The organism is Rhizobium sp. 2YAF20 (assembly GCF_052114685.1).
GTDB lineage: Bacteria > Pseudomonadota > Alphaproteobacteria > Rhizobiales > Rhizobiaceae > Rhizobium.
On the sequence record NZ_JBFRFF010000043.1, the window covers coordinates 1 to 13,981 of the forward strand.

At 58.0% G+C, this 13,981-nt stretch carries 11 protein-coding genes and 4 pseudogenes; 3 read left to right on the forward strand and 12 right to left on the reverse strand.

Annotation, left to right across the window (positions count from 1 at the left end):
- Positions 1 to 25: 25 nt before the first annotated feature.
- Together AB4Z52_RS30330 and AB4Z52_RS30335 are read right to left on the reverse strand one after the other, a co-directional pair.
- Positions 26 to 250 (reverse strand): annotated as a pseudogene (locus AB4Z52_RS30330) (DDE-type integrase/transposase/recombinase); the annotation flags it as partial.
- A 386-nt stretch (positions 251 to 636) separates the two neighbouring features.
- Entirely contained in the window at positions 637 to 1,758 is a 1,122-nt protein-coding gene (locus AB4Z52_RS30335; RefSeq protein WP_442221581.1) for a Fic family protein, read from the reverse strand.
- Between the two features lie 349 nt (positions 1,759 to 2,107).
- Between AB4Z52_RS30335 and AB4Z52_RS30340 the strand changes: the two are divergent.
- A pseudogene (locus AB4Z52_RS30340) lies at positions 2,108 to 3,097 on the forward strand (IS5 family transposase).
- Positions 3,098 to 3,570: 473 nt separating this feature from the next.
- Positions 3,571 to 3,873, forward strand: coding sequence for an addiction module antidote protein (locus AB4Z52_RS30345; protein ID WP_442221582.1), 303 nt, complete (start codon positions 3,571 to 3,573; stop codon positions 3,871 to 3,873).
- A gap of 59 nt (positions 3,874 to 3,932) precedes the next feature.
- On the opposite strand, the gene AB4Z52_RS30350 is transcribed toward AB4Z52_RS30345, so the two are convergent.
- The 6 genes and pseudogenes from AB4Z52_RS30350 to AB4Z52_RS30375 form a co-directional block, all read right to left on the reverse strand.
- Positions 3,933 to 4,952 carry a BID domain-containing protein gene (locus AB4Z52_RS30350; RefSeq protein ID WP_442221583.1) on the reverse strand — a complete coding sequence of 340 codons (1,020 nt, stop codon included), beginning with the start codon at positions 4,950 to 4,952 and terminating at the stop codon, positions 3,933 to 3,935.
- A 206-nt stretch (positions 4,953 to 5,158) separates the two neighbouring features.
- A complete protein-coding gene (locus tag AB4Z52_RS30355; RefSeq protein WP_442221584.1) occupies positions 5,159 to 5,710 on the reverse strand; it encodes a glyoxalase superfamily protein in 552 nt (183 codons plus the stop codon).
- Positions 5,707 to 6,429 (reverse strand): MATE family efflux transporter, encoded by a 723-nt coding sequence (locus AB4Z52_RS30360; RefSeq protein ID WP_442221617.1) that lies wholly within the window; start codon positions 6,427 to 6,429, stop codon positions 5,707 to 5,709. The genes AB4Z52_RS30355 and AB4Z52_RS30360 overlap by 4 nt, the downstream gene beginning before the upstream one ends.
- Positions 6,430 to 6,444: 15 nt before the next feature.
- Positions 6,445 to 7,253 (reverse strand): annotated as a pseudogene (locus AB4Z52_RS30365) (Tn3 family transposase); the annotation flags it as partial.
- Positions 7,254 to 7,375: 122 nt separating this feature from the next.
- Positions 7,376 to 7,813 (reverse strand): type II toxin-antitoxin system VapC family toxin, encoded by a 438-nt coding sequence (locus tag AB4Z52_RS30370; RefSeq protein ID WP_442221585.1) that lies wholly within the window; start codon positions 7,811 to 7,813, stop codon positions 7,376 to 7,378.
- Positions 7,810 to 8,061, reverse strand: coding sequence for a type II toxin-antitoxin system Phd/YefM family antitoxin (locus AB4Z52_RS30375; RefSeq protein WP_279853260.1), 252 nt, complete (start codon positions 8,059 to 8,061; stop codon positions 7,810 to 7,812). The genes AB4Z52_RS30370 and AB4Z52_RS30375 overlap by 4 nt, the downstream gene beginning before the upstream one ends.
- Positions 8,062 to 8,491: 430 nt before the next feature.
- Between AB4Z52_RS30375 and AB4Z52_RS30380 the strand changes: the two genes are divergently transcribed.
- Positions 8,492 to 8,728 carry a hypothetical protein gene (locus AB4Z52_RS30380; RefSeq protein WP_442221618.1) on the forward strand — a complete coding sequence of 79 codons (237 nt, stop codon included), beginning with the start codon at positions 8,492 to 8,494 and terminating at the stop codon, positions 8,726 to 8,728.
- A 1,219-nt stretch (positions 8,729 to 9,947) separates the two neighbouring features.
- Here AB4Z52_RS30380 and AB4Z52_RS30385 read toward each other — a convergent pair.
- From AB4Z52_RS30385 to AB4Z52_RS30400, 4 genes and pseudogenes are all read right to left on the reverse strand, one after another.
- Positions 9,948 to 10,628 (reverse strand): annotated as a pseudogene (locus tag AB4Z52_RS30385) (IS6 family transposase).
- Between the two features lie 269 nt (positions 10,629 to 10,897).
- Positions 10,898 to 11,110 carry a hypothetical protein gene (locus AB4Z52_RS30390; RefSeq protein WP_442221586.1) on the reverse strand — a complete coding sequence of 71 codons (213 nt, stop codon included), beginning with the start codon at positions 11,108 to 11,110 and terminating at the stop codon, positions 10,898 to 10,900.
- On the reverse strand, positions 11,110 to 12,330 hold the full coding sequence (locus tag AB4Z52_RS30395) for a M20 family metallopeptidase (protein ID WP_442221587.1): 1,221 nt from the start codon (positions 12,328 to 12,330) through the stop codon (positions 11,110 to 11,112). The genes AB4Z52_RS30390 and AB4Z52_RS30395 overlap by 1 nt, the downstream gene beginning before the upstream one ends.
- 12 nt (positions 12,331 to 12,342) lie before the next feature.
- The gene (locus AB4Z52_RS30400) at positions 12,343 to 13,980 is read right to left on the reverse strand and encodes a dipeptide ABC transporter ATP-binding protein (RefSeq protein ID WP_442221619.1); all 1,638 of its coding nucleotides are present in this window, start codon (positions 13,978 to 13,980) and stop codon (positions 12,343 to 12,345) included.
- Position 13,981: the final 1 nt, after the last annotated feature.

The window sequence follows — 13,981 nt, forward strand, 5'->3', positions numbered from 1 at the left end:
TCGTGGCCGCTTGCACTATGGCGGTTCATGCCCGAGCGATTTTCGTCCACAGGCTCATCGCCTCTGAACGCAGTTCGTGATGATGGCTGGAGGAGACGGCGTGGCGGGGGATTTGAAACAGATTGGCAATCGGATCGTGGATGGAAACGAAGCGTTGCAAATGGCGCTGTGACTTGAAGCGCTTCATGATCCGTTCCCGTCGCCGGACTGGCTGGTGGGAATTCTCCGCCCGATTATTCAAGCCTTTATAAAGCGATGGCGGCGGTAGAGCGGGTCTCGGTCTGTCATGGCCTGTCATCTCACATCGACGTCGATGCTTCGTTAAGTTGACGATGCGCTTTGGAGGGGTTGGCGCCGCCGACGCGATCGCCTTGGCGAAGGCCTCGAGTTCGCGGGCGGGCTGGTCGTCCGTCGAAACGCGGACATGTCCGATCAGCCTTTGCTGCAGGGGAGGGGACTGGAGTTCGCCACTTTCTCCATTGATTTTTCGACCCGTTTTAGTGGCGTTTGTACAGATAGGAATGCGTGAGAAAAGGGTCCTTTGTGAACATCTCTGGACGGGGCGGCCCCGCGAAACGCACACCTCATGTAACATCGTTGCGTGCTGAGGCTCTGATGACCTCCTCTCGCTGGTGGTTATTCCGTTCCATTAATCGCCAGCAGGTTCAGGGCATAGCGCGTGTGCCGCCGCTCGCCGCTGCGCGTGAGCGCACCTTTCTCCACTAAATCATGAAGATCGCGTGTGGCAGTCGCTCGCGAGGTCCGGCTGATCGAAATGTAATTCTCAGCGCTCAACCCGCCCTTAAAACTTGCTGGGCCTTCGCGGAACATGCGAGAAATGGCCTTCTCCTGGCGCTCGTTGAATTGCCCGCGGAACCGGTCATAAAATCGCGCCTTGCCGATATAGAAGGCCACACGTTTCAGGGTGGTCTGTTGTGCCTCAAGGATGGTTTCGGCAAAATAAACCAGCCAATCGGTGATATCGAGCGTGCGTTGATTCCGTTCGAGCTGGTCGTAGTAGACTTTGCGACCATGCTCGATTGTGTAGGCAAGCGCAATCAGGCTCGGTTGCCCAATATTCTGTGCAAGCGATTTTTCCGCAAGCGCTCTGCCAAGCCTGCCGTTCCCGTCTTCAAATGGATGGATGCTTTCGAAATACAAATGGCCTATGCCGGCCCGCGTCAGAGCTGGCAGGGGGATTGCACCCTTGGGCGCGGATCTGTTGAACCACTCCAGATAGACCGCCATCTCCGCCGGCACTTCTCTTGATGGTGGGGCTTCAAAATGGACGGTTGGATTATCGAGACGGCCGGACACGATTTGCATGGCATCGTCATGCGTCCGGTATCCGCCGATCGTTCCAATATGGTGGTTTCCCGTCATCAACATGCCGTGCCAGCGAAACAGGGTTGCGTGATCGAGGGGGCCCGACCAGGAATCGTACACATCGACCATCATTTCCGCGATTCCGCGCTCTTGCGGCTTTATCGGCCGATTGTCCGTATCGAGGCCGAACTGCCGGCGTAACGAAGATTGCACGCTCAATCTATCGAGCATTTCGCCTTCGATCTCGGAGGTTTTCACTGCCTCCTCGCTTAAGAGCTCGATACGCAGCAGATTACGTTCCTCATCACTGATATGATGGACGGCGCCGATCACTTCCCCCGACGAAAGAAGAAATCGGGTTTCGAGTGGTTTGAGCTGAGCATCGTCATATATGAATTGCGGCCAGCCTGTCTGTGTCCAATTCCATCTCATGAGTTATAGGCGTCCTCTCTATAACTCATTATAGCGGATTTTTGTGAGTGATAGCAATATATTCTATTGCTCGCGGGCAGCCAAAACCTGTCTTGTGGCTGTCACAGAAAATCTGTCCTCCGATTCGCGTGATCGGGCAGCAGCGACGGTGTGTTGACCATCAAGCTGCTCAAATAATTGATGATGAGCCACCGCCTCCTGCACAAGCAGCAATTGCGCGTGGTCTATTCCTGAATAGAAGCCGATGGCAATTTCTATCGCGGACCTTTAACCTGCGACGTTGGTGCGCGGATCGTTAATGGCGTTGGCTTAGGTGATCGGCGAACGCAATAACCGGTCTCTTGCACCTATGCCTTTCAAACACAATGCTTCCCGCCGTCATCATATCGGCAAGATGAAATTCAAGATTACGAACTGGTCGGAATATGAGGCAGGCCTTCGCCGGCGCGGGAGCCTGACGCTGTCGATGACAGAGGAAGCGCTGTCGTCGTGGCAGGCGCCGAAGCGGAAGACGCGTGGTGGCCAGCCGCGCTATTCCGACCTGGCGATCGAGACCGCCCTCACACTGGGCCTGGTGTTCGGCCTACGGCTGCGCCAAACGGAGGGCTTGCTGACATCGGCGCTGAGGTTGATGCGACTGGATCTCGCCGTGCCCGATCACACGACATTGAGCCGACGTGCACGGACATGGCAATCGGCTGGCAGGCGGGATAGCCGCAGCGCTTCGATAAAGGGACCTGTTCACGTCCTCATCGACAGCACCGGGCTCGAAGTCTACGGCGCCGGCCAGTGGATCGAGGAGAAGCACGGTGCCAAATCCCGTCGGGGCTGGCGCAAATTGCATCTGGCATTGGATGCTGATAGCGGCGACATCATCGCTCACGTCATGACCGGCCAAGACATGGGCGACAGTTCACAAGTGGGACCACTACTTGACCAAATCGACGGTCCGATTGGCAAGTTTACAGCCGACGGTGCCTATGACGGTGACCCGACCTATGACGCCGTCAGCCGGCACAGCACCGATGTCGCCGTCATCATTCCACCTCGGGCCAACGCGATCGACCGCTCGGATACAGGGATCGCCGGTTAGCGAGACCGGCACGTAGAGGCGATCAACACGGACGGGCGGATAAAGTGGCAAGCTGCAACCGGCTACGGCAAGCGGTCCTTGGTCGAGGCCGCGATCGGCCGCTACAAGTCGATGATCGGACACCGACTGCGAGCACGCTCATTCCGCGCGCAACAGACCGAAGTCGCCATCGGTTGCACCGTCCTCAATCGCATGCTGGCATGTGCACGCCCGAAGTCCGTCCGGTCCAAGACAACAACGGCATAGTCACAGCATCAAAGAGCAGAATCCATTCGTGCCGGGAGCGATGCACCAAAGCCCAGCAGGAGCGAAAGTCTTCCAGGAGCAGCTCCGCTATTAAATCGGGCCTTGTCATCAGTGTAGCTTTCCGGCTACACTGATACGATGGAAAGATATGAGATCAGGGTATTCGAGACAGAAAGCGGCGATGCGCCGTTTCAGGAGTGGATCGAAAATCTCAAGGATGCCAAAGCCAAAACCATTCTCTTCGCTCGAATTGCTAGGGCAGCTGGCGGCAACTTCGGAGACTGGAAAGCTATCGTCGGAGCCAGGGGCTTGTGCGAGATGCGCATTCAATACGCCCAAGGCTTTCGCATTTTCTACACAGTTGTTGGCTAGGAAATCGTCGTTTTGCTGGCCGGTTCAACAAAACAGGAGCAGGATAAAACCATAGCGAAAGCAAAGGAATATCTTGCTGACTACAACCGGAGGGTAAAAGCATGACCGCAGCAAGCCGACCATTTGATTTCAGCTTCCGGGATGAACTCCTACGCGATCCAGAAAACGCGGCCCTCTATCTGGCCGAGTTTCTTGAAACGGGCGATATGGAGCTGTTCCAGGAAGGCCTGCGCCATGTTGCAAAGGCGCAGGAGGGGGGTGTTCGCGCCGTGGCTGAGCAAGCTAACCTCAACCGAGAAAGCCTCTATCGATCGCTCTCGAAGAAGGGAAAGCCGCAAATGGAGACCGTTACCAAGATGCTGTCCGTTTTAGGACTCCGCCTTACTGTGACGGCTGTACACTAATCTCCGGTTAGGAAGCAAAATTGAAGCTCCGATCGGCCTCTTTCCGATTGGCGTCTCCACTACCTCTGCAACCCCAGCCCTTTGTTACGCGCCAACTCTTGCTTGATCGCATGATCACGAGAGAGCTCCGCCATACGCACCCGCTCGACGGTCCGTGCAACCTGTTTGATCAGTTCCGCCTGCGATCCAAGTGACGCATCGCGCTCAAGCTCAACGCTGAACTTGCGCGGATCCGAATGCCCAAACCGCTGACGGAGCGCATCACCGACCACCTTGGCCTCCGTAAGCGCCTGCGTACCCTCTGGCGTCGATCGCAACGTCTCGATCCAGCCATTTCGCTCGGCCACCGGAACCCGATCGACCTCCGCCAGGGTCTCGGCACTGCGCGATGTCAGCCCCGGAACCTCGATTACATCACGCTTCTCACGCTTCTCACGCTGCCACTGCTCGGCGCTGATCTCCTCGCCAAGGCGACGCCGCCATGTCACGACCGCTGAACCGACATGCGAGGCGACGAACTTCGAATTGCTACGAGCCTCCTTGCGTTCCTTGCTATCCCCAAACAAACCAGCTTTACCGAGCAAATCCCCAAACCGCTCCGGCTGATCAGCAATCGCCTTCTCCAACACCTTGTCATCAGCATTCTGATCAAGGATGGCGCTGCGCAACCTGAGTGTGAACGCATCGGCGTCCGCAAATGTCAGCTTGATGAGGGAACCCACCACCTCCCAGGCACGATCGAATGTTGGCATGGCTTTCTCACGGGCAACCGCCTCGACACTCCGATCATACCGGGTGATCGCCGGCACCAGCGGCGCCGGCCTGTCGATATCGACACCAGGCCGCAGCACCCCTTTTTCGGCACCAACCTCGATCTCACTGCGAACCCCGAACTGCTCGGCAATCCCCCGCCGCTCGACAAAATCGCTGACATAGTCGAGCGTCGTCTCCTTGAGACCGGCCCGACTGAGCCTCTCCTCCAACTGCCGGAAAGCGAGATCGTCTGCACGATGAAACCTTCCAGGCATTCCGCTCGACGACTTGCCCGTCAGGCAATCGCACCGTCTCCGATCCAACATGCTCAAGCCCGACCCTGTCACCGATCTCTGGCGCTGCCTCTGCCAAGGCTCGTTCGAGATCCACGCCCCAGACGGTGTGCTGCTTTCCGCCATCCGTCTCCACCGTCACATAATAACTGGCGAGGTGCTTCGGATCGTTCTCATATGCCCAGTCGGCCCGAAGCTGCGATTTTGGCCAACTCAAAGAACAGATTGCGAACCCGTGATCACATAGAATCTGACGGCGCGCCTTGACCTTCCAAGGCGCGGTACACAGTCATCCTGGAAATGTTCAAGTCGCGGGCAGCGGCGGCTTTGGTCGCGCCAGCAGCGATCCGCTGGCGGATTTCGGCGTCATAGACATTCCTTTTCCGCCCCTTGTAGATGCCTTCAGCTTTTGCCGCGTCAATGCCCGCTCGTTGCATGTCTTTGATGAACTTGAGTTCCATGTCAGCGACCATGCCGAGAACCCTTCGCAAAATTCCTGAGTTTTCACTTGAAACATCGCGAACTGAAATCGCGCTCAAAGTCGTGCCGCAAATGTCGCTAGCAAAAGTCCTCCTGAAGCGGGTGCGCCCCTGCACTCTTTGGCGCAAATGGAAAGGAGAGGGAGCAGCCTCGCCAAGGCGGGCGGACAACGTGTTCCAGTCGCGCGCACAGTTCTGCCGGGCGATGAGCACCAGCGCTTGGGCATGACCTACAATCGTACACTCGGCGGCAAGTACGTTTCTCAGAGATTTTGCGAGCGCCTTAGCTTCTGCAATGTGTCTGACTGTCATGACGGGTTCCCCACGGCCTTCAGCCCGATACCGGCGTCTCCCCGCGCCTTCAGGGCGTCGGCAAGCACAAGAGTTGCGACTATTGCGGCCACGCCATCGGCCAGCGGAAAGGCGAACCAGATTGCATCCGCGCCCAACGTTGCCGCAGCGGCCGCGACCAATACAGGCAAGAGTACAAAAGGCTTGACCATGGTCAGAAGAGCCGCGCGGGCAGGTTGGCCGATGGCTTGAAAATAAAGCCCAAGCACGAGAACTGGTCCGGAAAAAAGATAGATCGCAGCCATGGGCCGAAGCATTCGACCGACCTCGCCGATGACAGCTGGATCAGCGACAAAGGCTGCTCCGACGACTGCGCCCTCGCTCAGCAGCAAAACCTCAACAGCAAGACAGTAGAACAATGCTGTTGCTGCGGCGATCCGCAGGACCGCATCCGAGCGGATGTAAAGACGCGCACCAACATTGTTGCCGACGATGCTCTGCATAGCCATCGCGATAGCCATGATTGGCAGGAAGGCAAAGCCGAAAATGCGTGTCATGATCCCGTAGGCGGCAATGGTCTTGGCGTAATCGGTGCTGCCTACAAGCCGTAACGCGAGAACCACGCTGGCGGCTGAAAGCGCCATTCCGATAAAGCCCAGACTGACGGGTGCGCCTAGCGCAACAATGCGCCTCCAACTGCCGGTCCAGCGGTTCCGCCAGAGGCTGTTGAGCGGCATCATGCCCCCGATGAAACGGCGCGGCCCGGCCAGAAGCACCAGTCCCAGGAGCAGTTCGACCATTGCATCCGTGATCGCCGTTTCCCTTGCCATCAGATACACCGCATAAAGCGCAAGCTGGCAAGCCTCTGTGTGGCGGCGCATCTCCGATGCCTTTTCGCCGGAAACGCGGCGGACGACATGTTCAATCCACGCCGGGTTAATGTTCGAGAGAAAACTCCAGGGAAGAGCGAGCTTTCGGATAAACGCCAGCCGCTCGGTGACTTCCAGAATGTTGTCTAGCGTTGCCCGACCTGCATCGCCTTTCATCGCATTGAAGCCCGTCGGTCCTTCCGCGTCAGCCAGGGAGCTTTCCATCGCTGCAACAGTCTCAGGCGGAAGCGCGGCGCGCACCTCATGAAGCCAACCGTCCACATATTGCTGGCGTTGCGAGCGAACCAGCCGTTCCAGTTCCTTGGCCGAGGGACCATAGATATTGCGATCCCGACGCGAGAGGAACACCCCCTCAAGCATACCGCTGACGGGCTGTCCGGACGGACAAAGTTCGTCGATAATCCAGAAAGACAGCGTTTCCCGGTCCACCCGCGTCATGCGGCGAAATCCGAGATATTGTAAAATCTCGGCGCAATGCCGACGGGCAGTTCTCCCGCCGAAATCATAGCCGGACAGTTCATCGGCTTGGACGAAAAACCGCGAGCGCTGAAAAACTTCAACTGCGCGGCCAGACCAAGCTTTGTTACCGCCGGTTTGGAATTGATGAAATCTATGTCGGCGAAGCTCAGGCTCCATTGGCCGACAAAATCCGAACTCGAAATACCCGTACTCATTGCAACGCTCCTCAAATCGGAGCGCAATGTCACGAGCGGGCGCTTCTCAGGTCAATCCCGCAGACTATATTCCCACAACGTTCTTCGAGTTGGCCAAAATCACAGCTTCGGGCCGACTGGGGCTACAAGGCGGGACGCTCGATCTTCACGCCTAACGGCCCGAAATGCTTCATGTTCTCAGTGACGACGGTAAGCCCATAGGCTTCCGCGGTGGCCGCAATGATGACGTCCGCTTGCCCCGGACGACGGCCCTTGCCAATGGCCGCGTCCTCGATCGCGCCGGCGATCCGCGCAACGGTCGTATCGAACGACAGGATACGGTCATCGAACATCGTCACGATGCTCTCAAGCCACTGGTGGAGCCGTATGCTTCTGGCCGTGGCCCCCTTGCGGTGGAGCTGCCGCAAGCCCTTCTCCACCTCTGAAATCGTCATCGCGGACAGATAGAGTGCATCGCTTGCGCCTTGCTCGACCATCCATGTTTGGAGGGCCGCGCTCGGCATCGGCTTGTCGGGAGCGAATTTAGAAATCACATTCGTATCGAGAAGGAAGCCGCTCAAAGATCGACCTCACGCGAGGGCGACGGATTCCGCTCAAGCTCGACGCCGCCCGGAAAGGTCATGAGGAATTCGCCGAAGTTCGGGCGGGCCTTCTTCAAGACCTTCTTCGCGGCTTCGGCAGCCTCGACAGACACCAGCACGGCGGCGGGCTTGCCGTGGCGGGTGACGGTGACGAATTCGCCGTTAGCGGCTTCCTCGACATAGGCGGAGAAGCCCGCCTTGGCATCTTTCAGGCTCACAACTGACATTGCATGATCCTCCTGTTTGTGACTATATATGACTACTTTCATAGTTTGACGGATGCAGAAATCAAGGAAAAAGAAGCTATTCGCCTTGACTTTGTTGCATCGATCCCGGGATTGCCGATATCAGGCGGCTGTTTTTGTTCCCGGGACGTATTTGATGCCGCACAAGTTCAATGCCGACCGGCGTCACAAGATAGCCAAGCAGAAATTTAAGATCGTGAATTAGTCGGCCTATAATGAAAGCCTTCGTCAACGTTGTCATGCCCCACAGATGACCTGATTTTGCTATTAATTTCAAATCGTTGTCTGGATTTTCAACGGGGGCAGCGTTCCGAGCCAGTTTACAGTCACTCATTGACGTGGACATGCTTCACTACAATAAGTTCAAACCGAAAAATGTGGTAAGCGCCACCGAAACAACAACAGGAGTGTAATAGTGAGCGAGCCGACCGTAGCAGATGCAATCAACCGCATTTATGAATCGCTCCAGGCGGACAATGCCGACATCGACTTGCATATCGGGAATCTCAAGGCAGCCTTGACGCGGGCCGGTTTGAGGGAAGCCGTATTCGACCCGGCTAGGCTCGTGCATAACAATCGTTCTGGCAGAAAACTTATGCAGGCCTACTTTCGGCAGCGTGGAGTGACGGTGAAATTCAACGCCCCGTGACGCCTCTTCGACCGTGGTGCGCGAAGTCTATCCGCCACGGCACGAGTATCCACTCATTGTTGAACGAAATCCGTTCAATCGGGTTTGGACATTAACAGAGCAGTTTGAAAAATCTAATGCTCACCAAGTGAAACGAGGGCCGAAAGAGCCATAGGAACCCGGTGCCGACCCGCTTGGATCTAGCTGATTATCTCGTTCGACTCTCTCAGACCATCGCCGACGCTCGGCTGCTTTGTCTTTGGCGGGATCCGTCGATTTGCTCGCGGTTACCGGACGAGATTGACCGCCAGTTCCGCCGGCTGTCGAGCAGGAAACAAAGAAAACAGCGGGAAAAATTATCAGAATGGCTAAGGCAACTGCCCTCGTGAGCCCAGAATAGATCGGCTGCATAGACATCCCTAATGCTCTCTTTGGCCATCTGTAATAGAGAGAGATATGTTATTCGATTTCGCATCGAGGGGATATGCGAAAGATCGATTTGACCGAGTAACCGCCATGAGGGACATCGTTTGGAGACATGAACGTGCTTGATATCCGTCCAGCGAGATCGCCGGCGGCACGATGAGTGAAAACGGCCGCCGCGCTCGCGACGTTCTGCTTGGTCTGATGAAGACGCGCATGAAACTGGGCGTCTCGTTCTTCACTTATCTTGGAGATCGGCTTGGCCGATCCATGTCATGGCCTCGTATTCCGCCGCTCCCCCAGCTCGTGGTACGCCGGGGTTAAACGGCCCCTCAGATCGCTTTTGACAGATCCAGCGATGCGGGTGATCAAAACAGAAACGCATTTAGGAGACGAATTTTGGAAGGAAAACGGTGGGACCAATATGGCCTAAGGGAAGCGCGCCTGTCGGCGACGATGTTGAAAGACCCTGCGCGAACGGTGGGAGCCTGCATACTAAGGTCCGATGGGACGGTTGCCTCCAAAGGCTAGAATGGTTTCCCTCGTGGATGCAATGAGATCCAACGCTATATGAGGATCGGCGCCGGAAGCTTCTTCGAATTGTAATCTTGGACTGAGATCAAGCGCCTCGCTACACCAGCTTCGAAGGCCACGATCGGGTCCCGGATCGGTATTGCATCAGCATTGTGCCCGGAAATTTGCCCCGGTTACAATCGATTCAGGATCGGTAAGTGCGCGGAATTCCGGATCATGGATGTTACGGGGCTCTGTCGCAAATTTTTGCAAAATCTACAAAATGGGCTATCGCTCGACACACTTATGCGGCGAGCGCAGCGAATTGCTGAAATGCAAATTGGCCACTGGTTGAAAATTGCCGCTTGCGGATCATGTGAGCCACCTCGATGCCATCCAGTGTCGCTGACGCAGACTAAAAGGATTTGAAGCCTTTCAGGGGGTGAGTCAGCTTCTTGATAAACCGGTGATCTTGCTCGATCATGTTGTTGAGGTACTTGACCTGCAGGATCTCGACCAGCCAAAACCATCCATGCTGTAGCAGCAGCCAGTTGACGTTTTGCAATCCTGCCAGGTTCGCGCCGCTCTTGTCGATGACGACCTTTTCGGGCCAACCATTGTTCTCGATCGTGCGGGCGAAGAAGGCGCTGGCTGCAGCCTCATCGCGATGCTCAGACAGCATGAAATCAAGGGTTCTGCCGAATTTATCGACAGCGCGATAGAAATAGGTCCACTTGCCCTGGATATAGGTCTCGTCCATTCGCCAGGAACGGCTGGTCGTCGACTTGCGGCGCTGGGCTCGGCAGGCAATAAGCGGCGAATATTTTACGACCCATCTGTTCAGCGTCGCGTGGTCAACGGCGACGCCGCGCTCGGCCATAATCTCTTCCAGATCACGATAGGACACTGCATATCGGACGTAGAAAAACACCGCGTATAAAACCACGTCTTTGGGGTAGTGACTGCCTTTGAAATCGACCTTCATTTGGAACTAATCTTCAATCCAGATCTATGGCGAGATCAACCCGCTGGCAAACCCACGGAAAGTTTGCGACAGAACCTCGGGAAGAGCGAAGCCTCCGGAAGTAATGCCGCCAGCTGCTGGAAGGTGTCGGCGCTCATCGAATACGACCGCGTGTCGAGTCTGATGCGCGCCCTGGAATAACCGCGCGCTGCAACGCTCTCTGCAACACTGGCGATTGCGTCGTCGGCATCCTTGAAGCCGCAGATGTCGGAGATCCAGCTTTTCTCCCGTCAGGACGCTTCGTCGAGCGCCCGCAAGGTGAACCAGGCGTCGCCATCCCGGCGCGGGAAAGCCGCGCGATACATGGTCTCGGAGAGGGTGTAACCCGTCAGCCAGGCCAGAAGCTCGCCGCTGTCGACGAGCAGGAGATCGGCGGATGCGGCATCTATCGCCGTGCGCGCCAGGCCGATGCGCCGCGCGAATTCAGCCTTGGAAAACATCATCAGGCCTGCTCGCAGATGTCGAGGATGGTCAGCATGTAGACGCGGATCATGTCGAGATAGTCGACGATGTCAACCCGCTCGTCGGGCATGGTGTTGTAGCGGCCGCCCGGGCCGCAGATGATGCCTTCCATGCCGAGCTCGTGATAGAGATGGCCGGCATCCGTGCCGTAGAAGCGGGTCGGGGTAATGGCGCCGGTCGGCTGCTTCTCGCCGCGCACTGCTTCGTAAGCCGCATTGATCGACTTGACGATGCGCGAGTCCGGCGAGACCTCGAAGGGCGGCATCAGCGGGCGACCTTCGATCATCGCCGGCACCAGCTTCGCCTTCAGGCCGGGGAAGCGTTCCTCCAGCCCGCGCATCTCGCGGTCGAGATCGGCGAGCACGCCTTCCTGTGTCTGGCCCGGCGCATAGCGGCAGGAGCCGCGCAACCGCACGAAGTCGGCCACCTGCGGCGGCCGCCATTCTTCGAGATCGCGGCCGAGCGCGCCGTGCACGACGCCGACATGCCCGCGGTTGATCGAGCGATGGACCTCGCTTCGGGCGCCGCTGAAGGTCATGGCATTGATGCGTGGGATGATGTCGCAGGCGGCGGCGATGGCATCGACTGCTTCCTCGCGCTTCGACAGATGCCGGGTATCGCCGGTGAGCTCGATGACATAGCTCAGAGCCGCCGCATGCATCGTCACCGCGACAAGGTCGCTGGGCTCGCTGTTGATAAAATAGTCGGCGGTGACGCCGCTGCGGATGGCGGCGATCGTGCCTACGCCGCCCTGCAGTTCGCCGACGACGAAGGTCAGCACGACATCGCCTTTCAGCCGGACGCCGGCGTCGAGCAACGTCTTCACGGCGCAGAAATAGGCGGCGTCGCCGGCCTTCATGTTGGAGACGCCGATGCCGTAGATGAAATTCTCGTCGACGAGGCCGGCATAGGGATCGACGGTCCAGCCCTCGGTGACCGGATTGGTGTCGAGATGGCCGTTGAACAACAGGCTCTTGCCGCCGCCCACACCCTTCAGCCGGCCGATGGCGTTGTAGCGCCGGTCTTCGTCAAACGGCTGCAGCTCGGCCTCGACGCCGATCTTCCGCAATTGCTCGACCATGTAGCGCGCCAGCTGGCGCTCGCCTTCCGTCTCGGAGTGGCTTTTGTGCTGCACCATCTTCGAGAGAAAATCGAGGCAGGCTTTTTCGTCGATCCGGTCCAGCAGGGACTTCGGGTCCATTATCATGCTCCTTCAAACTGAAATTCTGGAGGCGCCGGCCGGCAGCGGCACGGCTGCGATCAGACGGCGCGTGTAGTCGGCGCGATTGGGGCTATCGATCTGCTCGGCCGGGGCGATCTCGACCAGATCGCCCCGGTACATCACGGCGATCCGGTGGGCGATCTGGCGGACAAGATTGAGATCGTGGGTGATGAACAGGTAGGCGGTGCCGTTGTCTTTCTGCAGATCGAGAAGCAGTTCGACGATCGACGCCTGAACGGAGACATCGAGCGCCGAGGTGATCTCGTCGCAGATGACGACGCGCGGCCTGGAAGCGAAGGCACGGGCGATGGCGACGCGCTGCTTTTCGCCGCCGGACAGCTGGTGCGGGTAGCGATCGGCATGGCTGCGCGGCAGCCGCACCTTCACCAGCAGGTCTTCGACCTGCCGCGCGATATCGCCACCATCGCCATACAGCTTCAGGGGTCGCGACAGGATTTCCGAAATCTTGTGGCGCGGATTGAGCGAGGCATCGGGATGCTGGAAGATGATCTGCACGTCCTTGCGATAGGCCGCCGACATGTCCTTGACGCTACGGATTTCGCGGCCGGCAAACCAGATCTTGCCTTCAAACGGATTGAGCCCGGTCATGGCCTTGGCAAGCGTCGACTTGCCAGAGCCGGATTCTCCGACAATACCGAGGATTTCGCCCGGATCGATCGTCAGCGATATGCTGTTGTTGCTCTTGACCTGCTGGAAGGCCTTGCCGGTTAGCGACGACAGGAAGGGTTTTCGCCCGTAATGCACGCTGACGTTTTCGACGCGCACCAGCGGTTCGGTGCTGACGTTGGCCGCCGCTCGCACCAGGCGCCGGGACGGATTCGGAACGGCGGCGATCAGGGCGCGTGTATATTCTTCGCGTGGGGCCAAAAAGATCGAGGCGACCGGGCCGTGCTCGACGATCTCGCCCTGCCTGATGACGGCAACGCGGCCGGCCGTTCGCGAGACGAGTGCCAGGTCGTGCGAGATATAGAGCGAGGCGACACCGGTCTCTGCCTGAAGCTCGACGAAGAGATCGAGGATCTGTTTCGACGTGATGACGTCGAGCGCCGTCGTCGGCTCGTCGAAGATGATGCATTCGGGGCTGCAGGCAAAGGCCGAGGCGATCACCACGCGTTGCTTCTCGCCGCCCGACGCTTCATGCGGCATGCGACGCATCATTTCGGCGGGCGCCTTCAGCCCGACGCGGGCAAGCAAGGCCTCGCCTTCCTTCCAGGCCTGCTGCTTCGTCAGCCGGCGATGGCGCACGAGCACTTCCGAAAGCTGCGTGCCGAGCGACAGCGTCGGGTTGAGCGATGTGCTGGGGTCCTGGAACACCATGCTGATGCGCTGTCCCCGCATCCTTTCGATGACCGCTTCCGATGTCTTCAACAGGCTTTCGCCGCCAAGAAGAATATCGCCGGAGACCTCACGGGCGTTCTTCGACAGGTAGCGCATGATCGACCAGGCAAGCGAGGTCTTGCCGGAGCCGGATTCACCGACCAAGCCGAGAATCTCGCCGCGGCCGATCTCGAGATTGACCGATTTCAGCGCGTGAAATGTGCCCTTGGGCGTCTGGTAGTCCAGGGAATAGTCCCGGACGGCAAGAACCGGTGTGTTGGTCATGGTCATC

Bases quoted from the DNA above. Each gene is read 5' to 3' on its own strand.
- AB4Z52_RS30335 (WP_442221581.1), bottom strand. From the start codon at position 1,758: ATGAGATGGAATTGGACACAGACAGGCTGGCCGCAATTCATATATGAC.
- AB4Z52_RS30345 (WP_442221582.1), top strand. From the start codon at position 3,571: ATGACCGCAGCAAGCCGACCATTTGATTTCAGCTTCCGGGATGAACTC.
- AB4Z52_RS30350 (WP_442221583.1), bottom strand. From the start codon at position 4,952: ATGTTGGATCGGAGACGGTGCGATTGCCTGACGGGCAAGTCGTCGAGC.
- AB4Z52_RS30355 (WP_442221584.1), bottom strand. From the start codon at position 5,710: ATGACAGTCAGACACATTGCAGAAGCTAAGGCGCTCGCAAAATCTCTG.
- AB4Z52_RS30360 (WP_442221617.1), bottom strand. From the start codon at position 6,429: ATGATGCCGCTCAACAGCCTCTGGCGGAACCGCTGGACCGGCAGTTGG.
- AB4Z52_RS30375 (WP_279853260.1), bottom strand. From the start codon at position 8,061: ATGTCAGTTGTGAGCCTGAAAGATGCCAAGGCGGGCTTCTCCGCCTAT.
- AB4Z52_RS30390 (WP_442221586.1), bottom strand. From the start codon at position 11,110: ATGATGTTTTCCAAGGCTGAATTCGCGCGGCGCATCGGCCTGGCGCGC.
- AB4Z52_RS30395 (WP_442221587.1), bottom strand. From the start codon at position 12,330: ATGGACCCGAAGTCCCTGCTGGACCGGATCGACGAAAAAGCCTGCCTC.
- AB4Z52_RS30400 (WP_442221619.1), bottom strand. From the start codon at position 13,980: ATGACCATGACCAACACACCGGTTCTTGCCGTCCGGGACTATTCCCTG.